Source organism: Kitasatospora mediocidica KCTC 9733 (assembly GCF_000744225.1).
Classification (GTDB): domain Bacteria; phylum Actinomycetota; class Actinomycetes; order Streptomycetales; family Streptomycetaceae; genus Kitasatospora; species Kitasatospora mediocidica.
Genome location: NZ_JQLN01000004.1, coordinates 791226 through 805428 on the forward strand (window position 1 = coordinate 791226; position 14203 = coordinate 805428).

A 14203-nucleotide genomic window follows, 5' to 3' on the forward strand; every position below is an offset into this window, starting at 1 on the left:
GCACCTACAGAGTGCACCTCGTGAGTCGAGCAAGTCCCCCATGTCGTCTGCCTTGACGAACTGGTCGGCTCGCCCACCCCAATCCCCTTTGAACCTTGGGAGTGGACATGTCCCGGATCCCCACGGAGCCAGGCACCACTGAAGAGATCCCCGCCCAGGCCGGCACCCCCACGCCGCCCGCGGCAGTTCCGCCGAAGAACGCCCTCGATGCGTACTTCAAGATTTCCGCCAGAGGTTCGACCTTCGGCAACGAAATTCGTGGCGGCCTCACCACCTTCATGGCGATGGCCTACATCCTGCTGCTCAACCCGATCCTCCTGGACGGCGCCGACAAGACCGGGTTCCACCTGAACGCGACGCAGCTGACCACGGCCACCGCCCTGGCCGCCGCGGTCACCACCATCCTGCTCGGCGTGGTCGGCAACGTGCCGCTCGCCGCCGCCGCGGGGCTGGGCGTCTCCGGCGCGATCTCCGCCCTCGTGGTGCCACACACCACCTGGGCGCAGGCGTTCGGACTCTGTGTCATCTACGGTCTGCTGATCGTCCTGCTGGTGGTCTCCGGCCTCCGCGAGAAGATCATGAACGGCATACCGCTGCCGATCAAGCACGCCATCACCATCGGAATCGGTCTCTTCATCTCGATGATCGGCCTGGTCAAGGCCGGCTTCATCCACCACGGCCCGGACCCGTACGGCCCGCCCGTCGACCTCGGCCCCAACGGGACGCTGACCGGCTGGCCCGTCCTGATCTTCTGCGTCACCCTGCTCAGCATCTTCGTCCTGCTGGCCCGCAACACCCGCGGCGCCATCCTGATCGGCATCGTCGGCGGCACCGTCCTCGCCTTCATCGTCCAGGCCGCGGCCAACCTTCCCGCGCACACCTGGAGCAGCTCCGTCCCGAAGTGGCCGGGCAACCCGGTCGCCTCCCCCAACTTCGGGCTCTTCGGTCACGTCGACATCATCGGGGCCTTCGGCGGCAAGGGCATGGGCGCGATCAGCGCCTCGGTCGCCGTCTTCACCCTGGTGCTGGCCGGCTTCTTCGACGCGATGGCCACCATCATCGGCGTCGGCACCGAGGCCGGACTCGCCGACAAGCAGGGCCGGATGCCCGGTCTCAGCAAGGCACTGCTGATCGACGGCACCGGCGGTGTGATCGGCGGCCTCTCCGGGGCCTCCGGGCAGACGGTCTTCGTCGAGTCCGCCACCGGTGTCGGTGACGGTGCTCGCACCGGCCTCGCCTCGGTGGTCACCGGCGGTCTGTTCGCCCTGATGCTCTTCTTCTCCCCGCTGGCCGGCATCGTGCCGGTCGAGGTCGCCTCCGCCGCCCTCGTCGTCATCGGCTCGATGATGATGAGCCAGGCGCGGCACATCGACTGGGGTGACCGCGAGGTCGCCATCCCCGCCTTCCTCACCGCCGTGCTGATGCCGTTCACCTACAGCATCACCGCGGGCGTGGCCGGCGGCGTGATCACCTACGTTGTGATCAAGGCCGGCAAGGGCAAGTGGCGCGAGCCGGGTCCGCTGATGTGGGTCCTGACCGCCGTGTTCGTCGTGTACTTCGCACTCACTCCGGTCAAGGAGTGGCTGGGAGTCCACTAGCACCACCGCCGCTGTGCGGGGCCCTCACCCCGCACAGCGGCTCAGCCCGTTTTCCGGTTCACGGCACGCCCTCCACACCCTGACAGGAGCCCGGACATGCAGGACATCGCCGATCAGTTGCAGGCCTGGCACGCCTCCGGGCGCTCCTTCGCGGTGGCCACGGTGGTGGGCGTCTCGGGCAGCGCACCGCGCGACCCGGGGGCGGCGCTGGCCGTGGACGCCGAGGGCGAGGCGATCGGCAGCGTCTCCGGCGGCTGCGTGGAGGGGGCCGTGTACGAGCTGTGCCGGGAGGCGATCGCCTCCGGCGAACCGGTCCTGGAGCGCTTCGGCTACAGCGACGAGGACGCCTTCGCGGTGGGTCTGACCTGCGGCGGCATCCTGGACGTGTTCGTCCAGCCGATCGTGCCGGGCGCCGACGCCGCGCTCGACGCCGGCATCACCTACATCGCCTCGGGCACCCCGGTGGCCCTGGCCCGGGTGATCGAGGGCCCGGCCGCTCTGCTCGGCGCCACGGTGGCCGTCACCGCCGGCACCCACCACGGCTCGCTCTCCCCCGCCCCCTCCACGACCGCGGCGCTGGAGCGCTCCGCCGTCGCCGAGGCGCGGGCGATGCTGGACGCCGGGAAGACCGGCAAGCTCACCCTGGCGCTGGACGGCCGCCCCTGCACACCTCTTGATTCAGAGACGGGCTCCGACCAGGGCGCCCTGACCTTCTTCGTCGAGTCCTACGTGCCCGCGCCGCGGATGCTGGTCTTCGGCGCGATCGACTTCGCCGCCGCCGTGGTCAGGATCGGCAAGTTCCTCGGCTACCGCGTGACGGTCTGCGACGCCCGTCCGGTGTTCGCCACCGAGCGCCGCTTCCCGGACGCCGACGAGGTCGTGGTGGACTGGCCGCACCGCTACCTGGACGCCCAACTCGCCTCGCCCGACGCCAGGTCCGGGCTCGACGGCCGAAGCGTGCTGTGCGTGCTCACCCACGACGCCAAGTTCGACATCCCGCTGCTGGAGCGCGCGCTGCGGCTGCCGGTCGGCTTCGTCGGCGCGATGGGCTCGCGGCGGACCCACCTGGAGCGCAACGCCCGGCTGCGCGAGGTCGGCCTGACCGACGCCGAGATCGCCCGGCTGCGCTCGCCGATCGGGCTCGACCTGGGCGCCCGGACGCCCGAGGAGACCGCGGTCGCGGTGGCGGCCGAGATCGTCGCCAGCCGGCGGGGCGGCGGCTGCCTGCCGCTGTCGGCCGGCCAGGGCCCGATCCACCACGACCTGGAGCGCGTCGAGGAGACGAAGGCCACCCAGCACGCGGCCTGAGCGGACCGGAACGCACGTGAGCACCGCCGACAGCGCGTCGGCGGTGCTCACGTGCGTTCCGGTATCCGGCTCTCCGCTTCGACCTGCCGTCGGTCAGCCGCGCGCCGATGTCGGATGATGGCGCAGTGCTTAACGCAGACCAGTGCGGCGCCGATGACGACGCCGCCCCCTCACCGCCCCTGATACCCGACCTGTCCGAGGCCGTCCGGTCCGCGCAGAGAGGGGAGGAGGACGGCTTCCGGCTGCTCTTCCGCGCCGTCCAGCCCGCACTGCTGCGCTATCTGCGGGTCCTGGTCGGCGGCGACGGCGCGGACGCCGAGGACATCGCCTCCGAGGCCTGGCTGCAGATCGCCAGGGACCTGCACACCTTCCACGGCGACGCGGACGGGTTCCGCGGCTGGGCCGCCACCATCGCGCGCCACCGGGCGATGGACCACCTGCGCGCCCGCCGTCGCAGACCGGTCGCCGACCTCCCGGTCGATCAGCTCACCGACCTCCCGGCCCCGGACGACACCGAGGGCGCCGTGCTGGCGGCCGACGGCACCCGGCAGGCGCTGGCGATGATCGCCGGCCTGCCCAAGGACCAGGCCGAGGCCGTCCTGCTGCGCGTCGTCATGCAGTTGGACGCCGAGAGCGCGGCGCGGGTGCTGGGCAAGCGGGCCGGGAGCGTCCGGATGGCCGCCCACCGCGGTCTGCGCAAGCTCGCCGCCCTGCTGGAGTCCACCGGCGCGCCGCCCGGGACAGCACCGCCACGACCATCCGTGGGACTTCCGAAAAAAAGTTCTCCCGAAGGTGTGACACAAACCAGAGCGACGACGCTGAAGGACATGAGATGAGCACCAACCGATCCCGTCGGATCGACCGCGACGCCGCCGAGCAGCTGCTCAGCGGTGCCACGGACGCCAGACAGGGCGGTACCGGCGCCCTCTCCGACCTGCTCGCCGCTGCGGCCGCCCCCGGCACCGCGCGCGAACTGGCCGGTGAGGAGGCCGCCGTGACCGCGTTCCGGGAGGCTGCCCGGCTCATGCCCGCCCAGTCCGCCACTCGCACAGCAGCTCCACGCACGAAAGCTCCACGCAAGTCCACCGCCCCCCAGTTCCGGAGACGATCGATGGCCGGTTGCGCACCCGCGCGCTTCCTGAGCACGAAGATCGCCGCGGCCGCGCTCACCGCGACGGCCCTCGGCGGTGTCGCCGTCGCGGCCGGAACCGGGAACCTGCCCGTCGCGCTGGGCGGTTCGGCCGGCGGTACGCCCGGCGCCCACCCCGTCCCGGCGGCGCCGCTGGCCTCGACCGGCGGCTCCGGCCGTCCGTCGGGCACCGGACGCGGCTCGGACCGGCCGGACAACGGGCTTGCTCCGGCCACGGCCGGTCTGGCGGCGCTCTGCCGGGCCTGGACCGGTGCCAACGGCACGACCGGCAACGGGCAGGCGAGCCCGGACGCCAAGTTCGCGCCGCTGATCCGCGCGGCGGGCAACGCCGAGCGGGTCCCGGCCTTCTGCGCGAAGCTGCCGCAGTCGGCCGGCGGCACGGCGACCCCCACGCCCGGGCCGACGACGACCGCCGCCGGTCCCGACCACGACCCGGAGCACCCCTCCGACGCCGCCACGGACCGTGCGACGGGCGGCCGCACCGAGCACCCCGGCCGTCCGGGGATCACCCTGGGCGGCAAGCCGGTCCACACCCCTGGCGCGGGTGCTCCCAGCGCGAGCGTGCCCGGCACGGCCAGACCCGACCCGGGCAGGCTCGATCCGGGTGGGCCGGACATCCCCGCGCCCACCGGCGACAAGCCCGACCCGGGCCGCTGGCCGCAGTCCCCGACGGAGGCCGGCGCCAGCCGGCCGACGCGGTAACCCATGAACTTCCGGACGGATGGCGGTCTCCCCGGACACGCCGTCCGCCCGGAAACCTGGCGGCGCCGACTGTGCATGAGTCGGCTGTCGCCGCTGCGGGACTGGTGGACTCCCCCGGGTCCACCAGCCTCGCAGCGCAGCGCCTGGACCCGGTCCGGTTGGGGTCGACCGGACCGGGCCCAGGCCGCTGCACCCGCCGTTGCACCCGCCGTTGCGGTGAACGAGAGAGCGGCGCGGGAGCGGCTGATTCCGGCCACCGGGGTCGAGTGACGTCCTGATCGCTCTACGTGTAGGGTGCCAGGAGCGCCTAAGGGTGCTTCCCGGGACGGCAGTTGTGCAGCCTTGGGAGAGATCTTGTCATGCTCTTGACATCCACTTGATATTCCAGCACGTTCCCCGCATGTCCCAGCCCGTGATGCCCGTGGTACGCCCAGCTGCCCACAGACCTTGACGGAGACGCGATGGCGAAGCACCTGCTCGGCCGCCCCGGCAGCGCCGGGGAACACGCACTCCAGGCAGCCTACGGATCGAGCGAGCGCGCCGAGCGGTATTGCGCGGAACAGCTGCTGGACCAGGTCGAGGAGGTCCATGTCCGCTGCCCCCATGTCCGGGGAACCGACGACACGAGACGCAAGGGCGGCGACTTCTTCGGCGCCGCGGACACCAGCCGTCAAGGGCTCTGACGAATCGCCATCACATGACTGACAATCTGACCCTGATCCGTGAGAGCTTCACCCTGGTCCGGGATTCCGGGGAGAAGCTGACCGCGCACTTCTACGCGACGCTCTTCCTGCACAACCCGGAGGTCCGCGCCTTCTTCCCGCCCGCGATGGACATCCAGCGCGACCGGCTCTTCCAGGCGCTCGCGGGCGCGGTCCGGATGCTCGACCGCCCCGAGGAACTCACCTCCTTCCTGCGCCAACTGGGCCGCGACCACCGCAAGTACGGTGTGCAGAGCGCCCATTACGACGCCGTCGGCTCCGCCCTGCTGGCCACCCTGAGCAAGTTCGCCGGCGACGCCTGGACCGAGGCGCACGAGAGCGCCTGGGCGCAGGCGTACGGGCAGATAGCCTCGGCGATGAGCGGCGCCGCCGAGGAGGAGGCCGGCCGGACCCCCGCGTCCTGGCTGGCCGAGGTGGTCGGGCACGAGATGCGCACCCCGGACGTCGCCGTCCTGACGCTGCGCCCGGACGCGCCCTTCCCCTACCGCGCCGGGCAGTACACCACGGTGGAGACCGCCCGCTGGCCCCGGGTCTGGCGCCCGTACTCGATCGCCAACGCCCCGCGCCGCGACGGGCTGCTGACCCTGCACGTGCGGGCCGTGCCGGCCGGCTGGGTGAGCAACGCGCTGGTCCACCACACCCGGGTCGGCGACGTGCTGCGGCTGGGTCCGGGGCGCGGCTCGATGGTGCTGCCGGAGCATCCCGCCCGCCGGGTGCTCTGCGTGGCCGGCGGCACCGGCCTGGCGCCGATCAAGGCGCTGGTCGAGGACATGATCTCGCGCCACCGCCCGCTCACCCTGCACCTGTTCACCGGCGCCCGGCGCGAGAGCGACCTCTACGACCTGCCTGGCCTGCGCCAACTGTCCGCGGTCTTCCCGCGTCTGCTGCTGGTCCCGGTGGTCTCCGAGGAGATCGGCTACCCCGGCGTGCTGGGCAGGCTGCCGGAGGTCGTCCCCGCCCAGGGGCAGTGGGGTGAGCACGAGGTGTTCGTGAGCGGTCCGGACGACATGGTGATGAGCATGGTCGAGCGGCTCCAGCGGCTCGGCGTCCCCGGCGAGCGGCTGCACTACGAACTCAACACCACCCCGGAGGCGTTGGACATCACCACCGGCCTGCTGGACAGCCCGGTGGCGCCGCCGCGCAGGTTCCCCGGGGCGGTCTGACGGTCAGGGCCCGGCCTGCCCTGGCCGTCCCCGACCGCCTGCCGGCCGTCCGCGTGGGCACGCCGTCCGTCACCCCAGGTCGAGCCGGGCGGCCAGCCGGAGCAGGCCGGGAGAGATCCGGCCCAGCAGCCGGGCCGCCTTCGCCTCGAAGGTGACCGGGACGACCGCCTTGCGGGTCCGGACCGCGCGGACGATCTCGGCGGCGACCTTCTCCGGCGGGAAGCCCCGGCGGGCGTAGAGCTTCGAGGCGCGGGCCTGCTTGGCCGACTGCTCGGCGGCCGACAGGCCGGAGAAGGTGGAGGTCCGGGTGATGTTGGTGTTGACGATGCCGGGGCAGATCGCGCTCACCCCGATGCCGGCCGGGGCGAGTTCGGCACGCAGGCAGTCGGAGAGCATCAGCACCGCGGCCTTGCTGGTGGCGTAGGCCGCCAGGATCTTGGACGGCAGGTAGGCCGCCGCCGAGGCCAGGTTGACGATGTGGCCGCCCTCGCCGCGCTCGGCCATCAACGTGCCGAACGCCCGGCAGCCGTGGATCACGCCCCAGAGGTTGACGTCCAGGACCCGCTGCCACTCCTTCTCGGTGATCTGCAGGAAGGTCCCCGAGTGCCCGATGCCCGCGTTGTTGACCAGCACGTCCGGCACCCCGTGCGCGGCGGCGACGGTCAGCGCGAAGGCGTCCATGGCCGGGCCGTCGCTGACGTCCACCTGGTAGGCGGTGGCCACCGGGCCGAGCAGGGAGGCGAGTTCGGCGGTGCGTTGGGCGGCGTCGAGGTCCAGGTCGCAGACCACGACCCGGGAGCCCTGTTCGGCGAAGGCCAGCGCGGTGGCCCGCCCGATCCCGCTGCCGCCGCCGGTGACGACCACCAACGGGCCGTCGGATCCCGGGGGTTCGCCCGCGCCGCCGGCCTCGATCCGGCCCGTGTACTCGCGCACCATCCCGGCCACCAGGGCCCCCTTCTCCAGCAGCGCCGACCAGTGCGTGGCGTTCAGTTCGCGCCGGGTGAGCCGGGGGACCCAGCGCTCCAGGCCCTCCGAGAGGAAGCCGCTGACGTAGCGGTCGCGGGTCAGCGTGACCACCTGCACCGGCACCTCGGTCGGCCGCTCGCGCGGGTGGCGCAGCCGAGGCCGCATGTTGGCCCGGTACAACTCGATTCCCCGGACGGCATCCTGACGAAGTGTCGACTGAGGGTGGCCCGGGCGCGGGGTGACCGCCTCCAGGTCGCGCAGCACCCGCGGCCAGGCCCGGGCCAGGCCGAACCGCCAGGTCGCGGGCGCCAGGAACGGCAGGTGGAAGGCCGTGATGTACCAGGAGTGCGCGCCCTGGACCAGGAGTTGGCGCAGGTGGCGCGGGGTGGGCCGACGCAGTCGATGGCGGATCCAGAAGCCCATGTGATCCAGGCACGGTCCGGACATCGTGGTGTACGAGGCGATGCGCCGCTCGGCACCGGGCTCGGTGACGGCCTCCCAGGACTGCAACGAGCCCCAGTCGTGGGCGACCACGTGCACCGCACGGTCCGGGCTGACCGCGTCGGCGACCGCGAGGAGGTCGGCCGCCAGCAGCTCCAACCGGTACTCCTCGCGCCGGGCCGGCACCCCCGACTCCCCCGCGCCGCGTACGTCGTAGCGCACCACGTGGTGGTCGGCGGCCAGATCGGCGGCGACGTCGTCCCAGACCCGGTGGGTGTCCGGATAGCCGTGCACCAGCAGCACGGTGGGCGCGTCCGGGGCGCCCTGCTCGAAGACGGCCAGGGCGACGCCGGCCGAGAGCACGGTGCGGCGGCGGGTGGCGTGGGCGTCGGTCGTCATGCGGCTGCCTCCATGGTCCAGCGCCGCACGTGCGGCAGGTCGTCGTCGAGCCAGTAGGCGTCGTCCTCGGTGACCACCAGCAGTTCTTCGAACTTGATGCCGACGTCGCGGAACCCGATGTGCGGCTCCACCGCCCACAGGCCGGGGGTCGGCGCGTGCCGGGAGGACCGGCCGTCCGCCCAGAGCGGCGAACGCCCGTGCAGCCGTTCGCTGATGAGCTCGCGCCCGAGGGTCTGCAGGGTGCGTACCCCGAAGCCGAGGACGTTCACCCCGGCCGGTCCCCGGCTGACGGTCCGGGTCACCTGGTGGCCGATCACCCGACCGGGGTAGACCTGGTGGCGGTTGTCGTAGCCGTGCGCGGCGATCTGCGCGTCCACGGCCGCGTAGACCTCGTTGAGCGGCTTGCGGGCGCGCACCTCGCGCACGATCAGCTCCCGGTAGGTCCGCAGGTCGAGCGCCAGCCGGTCCCAGACCGGGTTGTCGCCGACCTTGCCGCCGTAGCCGATGTCGGCGGTGTAACCGTCCACCACCGGCGCGCAGTCCAGCACGTACGGCATGCCCTCGCGCAGCACCCGGCCGCCGGCGAAGAACTGCAGCGGCGTGTGGAAGTGCCGGAACGCGGTCCGGTCGCCGAACCAGGCGAACGGGATGTGGAAGAAGTCCTGCACGCCCTCGGCCACCAGGCAGCGCCGCAGCTTGGCGGTGGCCTGCCGCTCGGTCACCCCGGGTTCGATCCAGGCGGCGACCTGTTCGGCGCAGCGGTAGGCGAGTTGCTGGACCTCGCGGAAGCGTTCGAGGTCCTGGGTACTGAACGGAAAGGTCGGCACAGGTACTCCTCAGATGTCCAGGACGAGGTGCTCGCCCTCGGCGGCCCGCGAGACACAGGGCAGCAGGGCGCCGTCCGCCCGTTCCTCGGAGGTCAGCCGGCGGTCACGGTGGTCGGGGGTGCCGGCCAGCAGCTGGACGCGGCAGGTGCCGCAGAAGCCCTGGTGGCAGGAGTACGGCAGGTCGGGCCGGGCCTCGCGCAGCACGTCCAGCGCGGAGCGGTCCGCCGCGACGTCCAAGGTCAGCCCGTCCGCGCCGAGTTGGACGGTGAACGGCTTGCCGTCGACGATCGGCGCGGCGGCGAAGCGCTCGAAGTGCAGGGCGCCGGCGGGCGATGCGTCCAGCGCCCGCTGCACGGCGGAGAGCATCGGGGCCGGGCCGCAGCAGTACACCGCGGAGCCGGGCCGGGCCCGCTCCAGCAGCTCCGCACCGCTGGGCACCCGGCCGACCAGCAGGCTGACCCGTTCGGGAGCCAGCGCGCGCAACTCCTCGGTGAACGGCATGGTTTCGGCGCTCCGCCCGGCGTACACCAAGTGCCAGTCCAGGCCGCGCCGCCCAGCCTCGCGGGCGATCGGCAGCAACGGGGTCACGCCGATCCCGCCGGCCAGCAGCAGCAGCTTCTGCTCACCGCAGAACGGGAACCCGTTGCGCGGGCGCCGCACGGTGAGCCGGACCCCGAGGTGCAGCTCGTCGTGGATCTCCAGCGAACCGCCGCCGCCGTCCGGCAGGCGGCGCACCGCGATCCGGTACGAGCGGCGGTCGGCCGGGTCGCCGCAGAGCGAGTAGTGCCGCTCGCGGCCGGAGGGCAGCGTCAGCCGCAAGTGCGCGCCGGGCTGCCAGCGCGGCAGCAGGTCGCCGGACGGGTCGGCCAGCCGCAGCTCGACCACGTCCTCGGCGACCGGCCGATGTCCGGTGACCACCAGGACCAGCGCGGGCAGCGACCTCGGCTGCTCGGGCAACCGCGGGCTGCGGCGCAGGCCGAGGCTGCCGAGCGCCGGGGTGTAGCGGTCACCGAAGGCGGTGAGGTGGCGCATGAAGCGGTCCGCCTGCGGGCGGCCGTACAGGTCGGGCAGCAGGCTGGCCGACTCCGGCAGGGTGGTGTGGTCCATGGGACAAGTGCTCCGGGGCTCAGCGGGCGACGGCGGCGCGGGCGGCCGGAGAGGTGGCGAGGTAGCTCAACGCCTGGGCGCTGGAACCCTCCTGGGTCGGGTGGTAGCCACGCTTGAGGTAGCGCAGGCCGGACCGGAGCGACTGCACCGGATCGGGCAGCATGCCGCGCTCGGCGGCCGAGCGCGCCGCCAGCCAGCTGGGCCTGATCCGCCCGTGCAGCGTCGGGTCGGCCGCCAGCAGGAAGCGCACGCCGCGCACCCACAGCCGCACGAGCAGCGGCCCGGAGACCATCATGCCGCGGATCCGCCGCAGGTAGCCGGGGTCCAGGTGGACCATCAGGTCGTACGCCACGCTGCGGTGCTCGACCTCCTCGGCGCCGTGCCAGCGCAGCAGGTCCAGCATCGTCGGATCGGCCTGCGCGCGGTCCAGGCCGGGCGAGTTGAGCGCCCAGTTGCCCAGGAACGCGGTGAAGTGCTCGATCGCGGCCACGAAGGCCACCCGCTCGATGACGTTCTCCCGCCGCTGCCGCGCGCTCAGCCCGGGCCGCTCGCCCAGCACCCGCTGGAAGAGCCAGGCCAGTTGCCGGACGTACGGACGGGGGTCGAGCCCCTGGGAGAGCAGGTGCTCCAGCACCTCCTCGTGCGCCTGGGCGTGGATCGCCTCCTGCCCGATGAAGCCGAGCACCTCCTCGCGCAGCTGCTCGTCCGTGATCATCGGCAGCGCGTCCTTGAAGACCCGGACGAACCAGCGCTCACCCTCCGGGAGCAACAGGTGCAGGACGTTGATGGTGTGGGTGGCGAACGGCTCGTCCGGGATCCAGTGCAGCGGCAGCTGCGACCAGTCGAACTTCACGTCGCGCGGCTCCAGAACGAGGTTGTCGTGCACCTCGGGTGCGGTACCGGTACCGGGCATTGGGGTGACCCTCCTGACCTGCGGGGGCGGTGGCGGCACCTCAAACTACTGGCGGGTACGACCTGCCACAAGGGTTTCGCCCATTCTTATCGACGCACAGTCTAATAACGTCACCCAGAACCCCGCCCTCCACTCGCGACCATCCCGGCGGGCACCTACGGTGATGAAGCCGACACCTTCGGCGACAACTCGGCAAGCAGAGGAGTATTCCCATGATCATGGCGCGCGACATCATGCACAGCGGAGCCCAGTGCATCGACGCCGAACAGACCCTCATGGACGCCGCACGAATGATGCGCGACATGGGCGTCGGTGCCCTCCCCATCTGCGGCGAGGACCGGAAGCTCAAGGGCATGATCACCGACCGCGACATCGTCACCCGATGTATCGCCGAGGGCAAGGACCCGAAGATGATGAAGGCGATGGAGCTCAGCGGTCACCTGCACTGCGTCCGCGCCGACGACTCGATGGACACCGTCCTGAAGAAGATGGAGAAGCACCAGATCCGCCGCATGCCGGTGATCGACAACGACATGCTGGTCGGCATGATCAGCGAGGCCGACCTCGCCCACGGCCACCGCGAGGGCCACCGCCTCACGGACGAGCAGATCCTGGCCTTCATGGACAGCGTCTACACCAGCCACTGAGGCTGAGCGACAGACGAGCGGGGCCGGTTGAGATCACCTCTCGACCGGCCCCGCCGGCGTTTTCTCGCGATGCAGTGGTCAGAGGGGGCCTCACGCGGCTACCGAACACGCCGCTATGGCCGCCGGTTCGGCCCGGTCCGCCGTAACAAGGAAGTGCACCAGGGGCGACCTCGTCAGTGTCGCCAGCGGGCCACAGGTGTTCGCAGCCGCAGCAGCTCTCACCGAGATGGCCGGCTGTTGGAAGGGCTGGATCGGCGTACTTGGCGCCGCTCCGGGTTCCGAGCGTCGGGTGCCAGTGGCTCTGAACGGCGGCCGATCAGCGGGTCACGTTCTCTCTCTCGCCCCGAACCGCACCGACGGACCGGACGTCAGGTCGAAGTCGCAAACTCGTTGCACCACCGGTACGCCACTGCTGGAATGAGCCCATGTTCGGACAGACGGTGTGGGAGCGGAATCTTCATCAGCCGGGTCGCGCGGCCGGACTGGCGGTGACCGCCGAGCACATCGTCGTCCACGAGCGGTGGACTCGCCTGGTCGGTCTCGATCCTCTTGATGGCGCGCAGCGCTGGGATATTCCGGTTGGCACCTGGCCGCGCGCGACCGTTGTCGTCGGCGAGCGCTGCCTGGTGATCCCGCAGAACCTCCCGCGGCTGTCCTGCCTGGACGTGCGCACCGGGGAAACGCTGTGGACGGCGCAGCTGGCCGAGTTCACCGGGCATCTGGTGGCGACGGAGGACACGGTGCTGGTCGGCGGCTGGCGCGGCTACACCCCGCTCACGGCGTTCGACCTGCAGACCGGAACGCTGCTGTGGCGGAATCCGGAGCGTGCCGAGATCGCGGTCCCGCTCGTGACGGAGGCCGGTGTGTTGGTCGGTGAGCCGCATGGCGCCGAGATCCGCTTGGTCGAACCGCGTGACGGACGGATCACGCGCCGGTGGTCGCTGCCCGAGCCGCTGGCCTCGGGTGACGCGCAACCGGTCCTGACGTCGCTGGACTCGGACCGGGTCCTTGCGCGTTGCGGGCCGCGGACCGTGCTCGAACTCTCGCTCTCCACCGGAGCCGCCGCCGTCTTCCACCGATCCGACTCCGACTTCCACCCGCTATTGCCGCAGGCGGTGAGCCGGACCGGTCCGATCCTCTGGGTACCCGCAGCGCGCCGCTTGGTCACGGCCATCGACGCACACGACGGAAGACTGCTGCGGATATTCGCCGCTTCGGAGGTCGATCACCCCGTCCAGGCCGACTCGGGGTTCGTCGTGGCGGATTGGCGTGGCGGGCTGGCCCTGGTCGTTCCAGACCCGGAGGATCCGAGGTACTCGACGCACTCCAGGCGCATCACCCAGAGGATCAGGGCCCTTCGCGGCCACGGCCCCCACACGGTACTGGTGCTGACCAAGGGCACGTTGCGCGTCGTCGAGGTCGATTCCAGCGTGGATGCGGCTTAGGAACGTCAGGAGGTCGTCCACGAGCCGGCGGTCAGACCGCCATCGCCAGCATCAGCGGTGCCGCTCGCTCGGCGAGGAGTTCGGCGGCGGCGCGGAGGCGGTGGGCGTTGGCGGCGGGGAGGGACATGGCGAGGCAGCCGACGGTGGTTCCCGCTGTGACGGGGACGGCGGCGCAGACGGTGCCGAGGGCGTATTCCTGGAGGTCGAGGACCGGCATGGTCGCGGGTTGACGTTCCAGGCGGTGCATCAACTGCTCGGCGTCGGTGATGGTGCGTGAGGTGAGGCGGGCGATCGGGTGGCGGGAGAGGTGGTCGAGGCGGCCGTCGTGGTCGAGCTGGCTCAGCAGGCACTTGCCGATCGCGCTGGCGTGGGCCGTGGCCTTGAAGTCCACCCACTCGTGCACGGCGGGCGCGTCCTCGCCGAAGGCGACTGCCTCGACCGTCAACTCGCCGTCGTAGTACCGGCTGAAGTAGACGGCGGCGCCCAGCTCGTCGCGCAGTTCGGCGAGCTTGTGGTTGAGCCTGATCCGGATCAGCTGCTCACGGTTGGACTGGCCGAGCATCGCGAACGTGCCGCCGAGCACCCAGCCGCCGTCGAGCGGTTGCAGGTAGCCCTCGGCCGCCAGGATCGCGATCAACTCCCTTACGGTGGGGGCGGGCAGGCCGGCCTCCCGGACGAAGTCCCCGAAGGTGGCGCCTCCGGAGTGTCGGTCCGCGACCTCCAGCAGGCGCAGGGCGCGCCGCAGAGAGGCGTGCGGTCCGGACTCACCCTGGTCGAGCATGATCTGACGACCCTGGCCGTGTGCCGGCATGGCC

At 71.9% G+C, this 14203-nt stretch carries 13 protein-coding genes; 8 read left to right on the forward strand and 5 right to left on the reverse strand.

What is annotated here, in order from left to right; all coding sequences use genetic code 11:
• Window positions 1-107: 107 nt before the first annotated feature.
• The 6 genes from BS80_RS11140 to BS80_RS11160 all read left to right on the forward strand — a co-directional run bounded on the left by BS80_RS11140 (window position 108) and on the right by BS80_RS11160 (window position 6643).
• A complete protein-coding gene (locus tag BS80_RS11140; protein WP_035796027.1) occupies window positions 108-1598 on the forward strand; it encodes an NCS2 family permease in 1491 nt (496 codons plus the stop codon).
• 96 nt (window positions 1599-1694) lie between these two features.
• Window positions 1695-2906 carry an XdhC family protein gene (locus BS80_RS11145; protein WP_035796034.1) on the forward strand — a complete coding sequence of 404 codons (1212 nt, stop codon included), beginning with the start codon at window positions 1695-1697 and terminating at the stop codon, window positions 2904-2906.
• Window positions 2907-3031: 125 nt separating this feature from the next.
• Window positions 3032-3742, forward strand: a complete 711-nt coding sequence (locus BS80_RS11150) for an RNA polymerase sigma factor (RefSeq protein ID WP_408607361.1) — start codon at window positions 3032-3034, stop codon at window positions 3740-3742.
• Entirely contained in the window at window positions 3739-4758 is a 1020-nt protein-coding gene (locus BS80_RS11155) for a hypothetical protein (RefSeq protein ID WP_051966468.1), read from the forward strand. Before BS80_RS11150 ends, BS80_RS11155 begins: the two co-directional genes overlap by 4 nt.
• A 461-nt stretch (window positions 4759-5219) precedes the next feature.
• On the forward strand, window positions 5220-5441 hold the full coding sequence (locus BS80_RS37625; RefSeq protein ID WP_051966469.1) for a hypothetical protein: 222 nt from the start codon (window positions 5220-5222) through the stop codon (window positions 5439-5441).
• Window positions 5442-5455: 14 nt separating this feature from the next.
• Complete coding sequence (locus BS80_RS11160) at window positions 5456-6643, forward strand: globin domain-containing protein (RefSeq protein WP_063771940.1); 1188 nt, start codon at window positions 5456-5458, stop codon at window positions 6641-6643.
• 69 nt (window positions 6644-6712) lie between these two features.
• Here BS80_RS11160 and BS80_RS11165 read toward each other — a convergent pair whose 3' ends face one another.
• The 4 genes from BS80_RS11165 to BS80_RS11180 are packed head-to-tail and all read right to left on the reverse strand — an operon-like array spanning window position 6713 to window position 11296.
• On the reverse strand, window positions 6713-8449 hold the full coding sequence (locus BS80_RS11165; RefSeq protein WP_035796040.1) for an SDR family oxidoreductase: 1737 nt from the start codon (window positions 8447-8449) through the stop codon (window positions 6713-6715).
• Entirely contained in the window at window positions 8446-9276 is an 831-nt protein-coding gene (locus tag BS80_RS11170) for a M24 family metallopeptidase (protein ID WP_035796041.1), read from the reverse strand. Before BS80_RS11170 ends, BS80_RS11165 begins: the two co-directional genes overlap by 4 nt.
• A 9-nt stretch (window positions 9277-9285) precedes the next feature.
• Window positions 9286-10383, reverse strand: a complete 1098-nt coding sequence (locus BS80_RS11175) for a PDR/VanB family oxidoreductase (protein WP_035796043.1) — start codon at window positions 10381-10383, stop codon at window positions 9286-9288.
• Window positions 10384-10402: 19 nt separating this feature from the next.
• Window positions 10403-11296 (reverse strand): metal-dependent hydrolase, encoded by an 894-nt coding sequence (locus BS80_RS11180; protein WP_035796045.1) that lies wholly within the window; start codon window positions 11294-11296, stop codon window positions 10403-10405.
• 212 nt (window positions 11297-11508) lie between these two features.
• Here BS80_RS11180 and BS80_RS11185 point away from each other — a divergent pair, with 212 nt between their 5' ends.
• Together BS80_RS11185 and BS80_RS11190 are read left to right on the forward strand one after the other, a co-directional pair.
• Window positions 11509-11943 (forward strand): CBS domain-containing protein, encoded by a 435-nt coding sequence (locus BS80_RS11185; RefSeq protein WP_035796046.1) that lies wholly within the window; start codon window positions 11509-11511, stop codon window positions 11941-11943.
• A gap of 425 nt (window positions 11944-12368) precedes the next feature.
• On the forward strand, window positions 12369-13388 hold the full coding sequence (locus tag BS80_RS11190; protein WP_035796047.1) for an outer membrane protein assembly factor BamB family protein: 1020 nt from the start codon (window positions 12369-12371) through the stop codon (window positions 13386-13388).
• A gap of 31 nt (window positions 13389-13419) precedes the next feature.
• On the opposite strand, the gene BS80_RS11195 is transcribed toward BS80_RS11190, so the two are convergent.
• On the reverse strand, window positions 13420-14172 hold the full coding sequence (locus tag BS80_RS11195) for an IclR family transcriptional regulator (RefSeq protein ID WP_408607372.1): 753 nt from the start codon (window positions 14170-14172) through the stop codon (window positions 13420-13422).
• Between the last annotated feature and the right edge of the window lie 31 nt (window positions 14173-14203).

Bases quoted from the DNA above. Each gene is read 5' to 3' on its own strand.
- BS80_RS11140 (WP_035796027.1), top strand. From the start codon at position 108: ATGTCCCGGATCCCCACGGAGCCAGGCACCACTGAAGAGATCCCCGCC.
- BS80_RS11145 (WP_035796034.1), top strand. From the start codon at position 1,695: ATGCAGGACATCGCCGATCAGTTGCAGGCCTGGCACGCCTCCGGGCGC.
- BS80_RS11155 (WP_051966468.1), top strand. From the start codon at position 3,739: ATGAGCACCAACCGATCCCGTCGGATCGACCGCGACGCCGCCGAGCAG.
- BS80_RS37625 (WP_051966469.1), top strand. From the start codon at position 5,220: ATGGCGAAGCACCTGCTCGGCCGCCCCGGCAGCGCCGGGGAACACGCA.
- BS80_RS11160 (WP_063771940.1), top strand. From the start codon at position 5,456: ATGACTGACAATCTGACCCTGATCCGTGAGAGCTTCACCCTGGTCCGG.
- BS80_RS11165 (WP_035796040.1), bottom strand. From the start codon at position 8,449: ATGACGACCGACGCCCACGCCACCCGCCGCCGCACCGTGCTCTCGGCC.
- BS80_RS11175 (WP_035796043.1), bottom strand. From the start codon at position 10,383: ATGGACCACACCACCCTGCCGGAGTCGGCCAGCCTGCTGCCCGACCTG.
- BS80_RS11180 (WP_035796045.1), bottom strand. From the start codon at position 11,296: ATGCCCGGTACCGGTACCGCACCCGAGGTGCACGACAACCTCGTTCTG.
- BS80_RS11185 (WP_035796046.1), top strand. From the start codon at position 11,509: ATGATCATGGCGCGCGACATCATGCACAGCGGAGCCCAGTGCATCGAC.
- BS80_RS11190 (WP_035796047.1), top strand. From the start codon at position 12,369: ATGTTCGGACAGACGGTGTGGGAGCGGAATCTTCATCAGCCGGGTCGC.